At 63.9% G+C, this 6,236-nt stretch carries 6 protein-coding genes and 1 pseudogene; 2 read left to right on the top strand and 5 right to left on the bottom strand.

The features are described 5' to 3' along the window. Positions 1 to 167: 167 nt before the first annotated feature. Positions 168 to 2,828, bottom strand: coding sequence for a bifunctional diguanylate cyclase/phosphodiesterase (locus tag ACYP5B_RS46000; RefSeq protein ID WP_459574026.1), 2,661 nt, complete (start codon positions 2,826 to 2,828; stop codon positions 168 to 170). A 432-nt stretch (positions 2,829 to 3,260) separates the two neighbouring features. Between ACYP5B_RS46000 and ACYP5B_RS45995 the strand changes: the two genes are divergently transcribed. Continuing rightward, the gene (locus ACYP5B_RS45995; RefSeq protein WP_459574025.1) at positions 3,261 to 3,695 is read left to right on the top strand and encodes a hypothetical protein; all 435 of its coding nucleotides are present in this window, start codon (positions 3,261 to 3,263) and stop codon (positions 3,693 to 3,695) included. Positions 3,696 to 4,215: 520 nt separating this feature from the next. Here the strand turns inward: ACYP5B_RS45995 and ACYP5B_RS45990 are convergent. The 3 genes and pseudogenes from ACYP5B_RS45990 to ACYP5B_RS45980 form a co-directional block, all read right to left on the bottom strand. After that, positions 4,216 to 4,874, bottom strand: a pseudogene (locus ACYP5B_RS45990) (transporter substrate-binding domain-containing protein). A gap of 32 nt (positions 4,875 to 4,906) precedes the next feature. Beyond that, positions 4,907 to 5,335, bottom strand: a complete 429-nt coding sequence (locus ACYP5B_RS45985; protein ID WP_459574024.1) for an MBL fold metallo-hydrolase — start codon at positions 5,333 to 5,335, stop codon at positions 4,907 to 4,909. Further along, positions 5,296 to 5,547: an MBL fold metallo-hydrolase gene (locus ACYP5B_RS45980; protein WP_459574027.1), complete on the bottom strand. Its 252-nt coding sequence runs from the start codon at positions 5,545 to 5,547 to the stop codon at positions 5,296 to 5,298. The genes ACYP5B_RS45985 and ACYP5B_RS45980 overlap by 40 nt, the downstream gene beginning before the upstream one ends. Between ACYP5B_RS45980 and ACYP5B_RS45975 the strand changes: the two genes are divergently transcribed. Then, positions 5,455 to 5,721 carry a hypothetical protein gene (locus ACYP5B_RS45975; RefSeq protein WP_459574028.1) on the top strand — a complete coding sequence of 89 codons (267 nt, stop codon included), beginning with the start codon at positions 5,455 to 5,457 and terminating at the stop codon, positions 5,719 to 5,721. The two genes, ACYP5B_RS45980 and ACYP5B_RS45975, sit on opposite strands and share 93 nt — an antisense overlap. Here the strand turns inward: ACYP5B_RS45975 and ACYP5B_RS45970 are convergent. Further along, positions 5,691 to 6,236: tyrosine-type recombinase/integrase (locus tag ACYP5B_RS45970; protein ID WP_459574023.1), on the bottom strand; the 546-nt coding region annotated here is incomplete at its 5' end. The genes ACYP5B_RS45975 and ACYP5B_RS45970 overlap by 31 nt on opposite strands.

Below are 6,236 nucleotides of genomic sequence, written 5' to 3'. Positions count from 1 at the left end.
ATCTTCCCAGCCATGCAATCGACTCCCGATCAACGCCTTGATCAGATAACGCGTCAGACTCGAATCGGTTGTCATGATTTATACAAGTCTCAATAAGTGTAGGAACTAAGCGCAAGGACGAAGCCCAGACGAGCCCCCGACCAAGGCACCGAAGGACGCCGCTCGCCTCAAGTCACGGCGCTCACGAAGGCCTCGAACGCGCTGGCCTCCACCGGCGGACAGAAGAAGTGGCCTTGCCCGTAGTCGCAGCCGGCAGCCAGCAGGATGTCGCGCTGCGACTCGGTCTCGACGCCCTCGGCAATCACGCGGATGCGCAGTGCATGCGCCATGCTGATGATGGCGCGGCACAAGGCCACGTCGTCCGAGCCCCGCGTCAGCGAGCGGATGAAGGACTGGTCGATCTTGATGTAGTCGATGTCCAGGCGCCGCAGGTACGACAAGGACGAGTAGCCGGTGCCGAAGTCGTCGAGCGCGATCTCGATGCCGGCCGCCTGGAAGCGGGAGAGCTGGTCCATGACATCGGCGTTCTGCTCCATCAGCGAGCCTTCGGTGATCTCGATGACGAGGCTGCCCACCGGCACGTTCCTGCGCTCGATCATGCTGGACCAGGACTCGGGCCCGCTCGCAGGCGCGCAGAACTCCACTGGTGATTTGTTGACCGAGATCTGGAAGCCCTTGCCCAGCAGCACCTGCCAGCGCGCAAGCTGGTCCAGCGCTTCCGTCAGCACCCAGCGGCCTATGTCGATGATGAGGCCGGATTCCTCCGCAACGGCAATGAAATCGGCCGGGTGGATCGGCCCGCGCACCGGATGGTCCCAGCGGATCAGGGCCTCGGCCTTGCAGACCTTGCCCGTGCGCAGATTGACAATGGGCTGGTAGTGCAGCGCGAACTGCCCGGACACCAATGCCGTGCGCAGGTCCTGCGTGATGCGCAGGCGCTCCCTCTCCGCCTGCAGCAGCGCCTGGGTGAAGGCTTTCCAGCGATTGCGGCCCTCCTCCTTGGCGGCAAACATCGCCTGGTCGGCGCACACCAGCAGGGCCTCGGCGTTGTCGGCGTCCTTGGGGTAGGTCGCCACGCCGATGCTGGCCGACACCACCACCAGCTCGCCGGCCAGGTGGTAAGGCGCGGCAATCCGCTCCAGGATCGCCTGGGCAATGCCCCCGGCAACGCCGGCAACGCCGGCAACGCCGGCATCGCCCACCGCGGGCAGGATCACGGTGAACTCGTCGCCGGCCAGCCGCGCCACGGTATCCGACGCGCGCACCGATGCCGCAATGCGCCGCGCCGCCTCCAGCAGCAACTGGTCACCCTGATCGTGGCCGAGGGTATCGTTCACCTCCTTGAAGCGATCCAGGTCGATGAACAGCAGCGCCAGCGCATCCTGCATGCCGCGCGAGTGCTCGATCTCCTGCTCCAGCCGGTCGAAGAACAGGCGGCGGTTGGGCAGATCCGTCAGCGCATCGAAATTCGCTTGGTGCCGGATGACTTCTTCCGCCTGGCGCTTCTCGGTCATGTCATGGATCAGCGCAACGCGGCGGCGCTCGCCATACGCGTGGGCCAGGTAGGTATCCACGGTCAGGTAGGCGGGAAACTCACTGCCGTCCTTGCGGCGGATCGAGAATTCGCCGCTCCATCTGCCCTTGGCTGCCACGGTGGCCCGCAGGCGTTCGACCAGCCCTGCCGCATTGCCTGCCCCGCTGACGCTATAGCCAGAGCGGCCCTTGATCTCCTCGACTGTATAGCCGGTGGCGGCGGCAAAGGCCGGATTCACGTCGATGATGGTGCCATCGAGCGACGTCACCACCATGGCCTCGCTGCTGGACGAATAGACCAGCGAAGCCAGCCGCATCTCCTCCATATGGCGCCGTCGCTCCGCCATGGAGCGGAGCAGGCTGTAGTACAACAGGCCAAGCAGCAGCGTGGAAGCAATGGCACCGGCCAAGGCAACGCGGCGATAGACCTCGTAGGGCGCCAGCACGAGGCCGACCGACTCGCCCACCACGAAATTGAGCCCGAACTCCGGCACACGGTAATAGCCGAAGACCCGCTCCACGCCTTCGGAGCCCGACACCGCCCGATAACTACCAGACTGGGGCGACTCGCTGGCGAGGTACGGCCTGTTGCTGACCGCCCTGGCCAGCGTGCCCTCCAGGGCCGGCACGCGCGCAATGACCTGGCCGGAAGTCTTGATGACCGACGCCACTTCGCCATCGCGGTTAGTGAACGTCTGCGCAAAGCTGGCGAACTGCTCCGGACTGACCGAGACCACGATGACCCCGTCGAAGCTGCCCGCGCGCAGGATGGGGCGCGTGAACTGGATCGACCATTTGCGCGAGACCTTGCCCTTCACCGGGTCGCTGATGAACAGCATGTCGCGCCCGCCCGCGTTCTGATGGACCCGGAAATGCTCGCGCCCGCTCAGGTCGACCTTCTCGCCGGACGCGGGCGGGGCGATGGACGAGTAGATGAGCAGGCCATGCTTGTCGATCACCGACACCTGGAACGACAGGTCCACCACCAGGTTCTCCCGCTCACGCACCATGTCGATGAACCCCGGCTGGCCGACCAGCCAACTGGCCCGCAGGTCGAGGAGGAACTCGGACAGCCGCAGGATGCTGGATTTCGAGTACGCGCCGAACGCCCGGGCCTGCGCCTGGGTACGCTCCGCGGCGTCGTGCAGCAAGCGGTCCCGTTCGCTCACGAGCTGAAACGCCGCGAACGCCCATGTTGCAATCAGCCACGCCGCCGCCCCCAGGTTCAACGGGGAAAAGACCTGGCGCAGGCGCTGCAGCGCCTTGCCATATCGGGTGATCGAGCGTTCTGGCATCAAATGGGTATCGCAGCGCAGCGAAGAATCGATATCGATAGCAGGCTAGTCGATGTCAGCGAACCCGACAAGCAGCACGCACTCTAGTCCCGTGCTCACCGCTTGGAGCCGGGCCGGCGTGCGCCGAAAGCGTCACGTCGTGTTGATGCCCCGCTCGACTCGTGGGCACGTGGGCCTCGATACCGGACATGGCCCGCCTCATGCGAAGTACGCCTTCGTATAGGCGTGTACGCCCGCATCCGCCGTAGAACGAAGCAATTCTGTCAATCCGGAATCCCCCCGGAACCCGCGCCGTATATAGAAGTCCGGCCGGTGAATTGACAATATTGCTTCCACTCCAAACGAAGCAAAGCCGTCAATTCGCCTTAGTCCGGAATAATTTTGTCAATTGGCGTCCTAGACTTCGAATCCCGCTTGTAAGTCATTGATCTTATGGAAGATTCCCTGCGCATAGCGGAGCCGGTTGCAATCGTCAGACCGCGCGGCGCGCACCGCCTTGAAGCCTTCAGTCCGAAGCTGAAGCGGCGGCTTTTCACAATGGCGAATGCGTTGTCTGGTACCGCTATGATGCGATTGCTGAGGCCGGACCTGGATCCTTACAAGAGTATTCCGCCGCAGCAGGGATTGGTTGATACTGTCCGGCTGAACGAGGCCTTGGGCTTGCCCAAAAAGACGCTGCAGATGGCACTCATCGAGAACGCCGAGCAGCGACGCGATTGCGAAGTGCTCCGCTACTGTCGTCTTGTATGTCACGCGGCTACCACTGCCTCTTGCATCAAATGGAGAGCGCGACTCGATGTCCTGCTCATCGTTACCCCATGGAGTCCGCCTGTCCTCGGTGCGGTCATGAAACGCCATTCTGCTTGAACGTGCAACTTCTCGAGGCACCGTATCGTTGCGCGCATTGCCGAGCTCGCTATGGTGGGCAAGTGTGGCGACCCGGCAGTGTTCGACCTATGAGGCCGGAGTACCGCAAGGCGTTGATGCGGTCATACTTTGAGCATGGCTTGGGATGCAAAAGCCTTGGCTAGACGCCCCACGGGCACCGACTTGATCTGCATTCCGCGATCACAAGACAGCCGGTGCAAGACGTTGGCCAGGTTTGTCGTTTCTCGTTCGAGCTTCCGATCGGCCGCCAGATTGACGGCGGCACGGAGCGTTAGGGTCGCGCAGGCGCGTCGCACACGCTGGATTGACACCTTCGCGATCCTTCCGCTGTGACAACTTTCCTTCGCTGAGTGTAAGCCATTGATTTCATTAGTGTTGCGTACGGTTTCGCTGCCGCGGTCAGCTGAATTGACAACATTGCTTCGGAAACAGTGACACCTTTCCTTTGTTCTACGACTACAGGTTGAGGGCGTTACAGGCAGGTAGCTTGGTGGGAGCCTTACGACTGGGCCGGCGCCAGAAACGCGCCGTCGATACCATGCCGCTTGAGCGCGGCGGCGACGAAACCGCTTGCCTTCATGTCCTCTGCCCCGGCAGCAGGCGCAGACCCGGCACGCGCTTCGCGTCGGCCTCGAGCTGCTGGCGCACGCCGGCGGCGACATCGAGGTTCTGTTCCAGGAACATGTCTACCACGGCCGGCGAGGTTGGCGCGCGCTCGATCTCGGCCTGCTTTAGTTCGCGCGTGAGGTAAAGGTCGTAGGCACTGCCTTTGCCCACGGTCACGCGGCAGCCGGGCTGATCGACCTCGGCGTTGTCGCGTAGCGGGCAACCCTCACGCACGAGGTACGCGCCCTCGATCAGCACATAGGGTGCAGTGAACGAAATGTCGGCGCCACGCACCGGATCGACCGCGAAGAAGCCAAAGTCGGCCTGCTCGTTGGTCACCGCGTCCACGGACTTACCCGCAGAATCGAAGACGACAAGCTGGACGTCCAAGCCGACGCGGCGCGCGAAATCGCGCGCGAGGTCGATCGATACGCCGAACGGCTGACCGTCCGCGCCGAGGTTTGCAAGGATCGGATTGCCGACGTTGATGGACGCGCGCAGCACGCCCGTGGGAGCCAGCTCGACGGCGAGCTGAGGATCGATGGCGGTAATGAGTTCGAGACTCCTGTCTGAATGGGAGGCGGTCACGCTTGCGGCGCCGCATCCGTAAGGTCGAAATTGGTAGCCTGCGACAGGCTCTCGGAGAACCAGGCAGCAATCGCAGCGGCCCGCTTGCCGATGAGCTCCGGTTGCCCGTCCTCGTCCAGCCGCATGGTCAGGTCATGACCAGGAATCAGGATCGTGCCTGGCACCTCGCGCCACCAGCGCCAGATGGTCTGCAGCGAACACTCGCTGTCGGCATGGCATTCGCTGGCATCGACGTGGCCTGACAACAGTTCCGCACGGTTCTTGGCCGCATCGCCGGTAAACAGCACAGGAATGTCGTTTGCCGACAGATAGAACAGCAGATGACCGGGGGTATGGCCGGGCGCTGCGATCGCGCGCAGCCCAGGCAGGAATTCGGTGTCCGCCCTTACCCGACGCACTTGTTCGCTAGTGTCCAGCGCACGCACGTAAAGCTCGGGCAGCGGATTGAAGCCGGGCAGCTGCGCGGCGGCCCAGCGCAGTTCGCCGGCACCGATCCAGACCGTCGCGTTCGGGAAGTGTAGTTCACTGCATGGTCATAGTGCGCGTGCGTCAGCACGACGTCGGTAATCTCGTCCGGCTTGACGGCGTGCGCCTCGAGCTGATGCAAGAGGTGCCGGCGCACGCCGAACGCGCCCACGTCGACGAGGATCGTGCGGCCATTGCCACGCAGCAGCGTTACCGTGCTACAGCCAAGACCGCCGTGGCAAATGGCACGGCCGGGAAAGCCTTGGATCAGTACGTCTACTTGATGCCAAACCAGGGCCAAGGCGGGTGCCCCGGTCACACTTCGCGCTTCCACCCGATCCGGTGACGTTCCTGCGTGGCTTTGTGCCGCGCATCGTCCTCCGTATGCAGGTAAGCGCTGGTGGTCGAGATGGACGCATGCCCGAAATTGTCCCGCACAAAGCGCAGGTCCACCTGCTGGTCGGTCATGTGCGACCCCGCGGTATGGCGCAGCCAGTGCGCCGACGCGCTGGCCAGCACCGCGGCCCGGCTTTCCCAATCCGGTCCGCGCGCGCGCAGGCGCTCGGCCGCCAGCGCGAAGATCTCCTTGAGCACCAGGTGCAGCGCGCCGCGCGACAAGGGTTTTTCCTTGCCAATGATCGGCAGCACGATGGGGCGGTCCTCGCCTGGCAATGGCATCGGCGGCAGGCCGTAGGCCTCGCGATAGCGCGCCAGCTCCACCATCATTTCGTCCGTGGCCGGCACCAGCCGCGTCTTGTTGCCTTTGCCCGTCACCTCCAGCCACCAGCGCTCCAGGCCGTGGCTGTCGCGCCGGCAGAAAAACGCCCCCATGCGCGTGCTGGCCACCTCCGCCGCCCGCAG

The organism is Cupriavidus sp. 8B (assembly GCF_054589115.1).
Note: the sequence above shows the minus strand (reverse complement) of the source record. Positions and strands in the feature narration are given on the sequence as shown.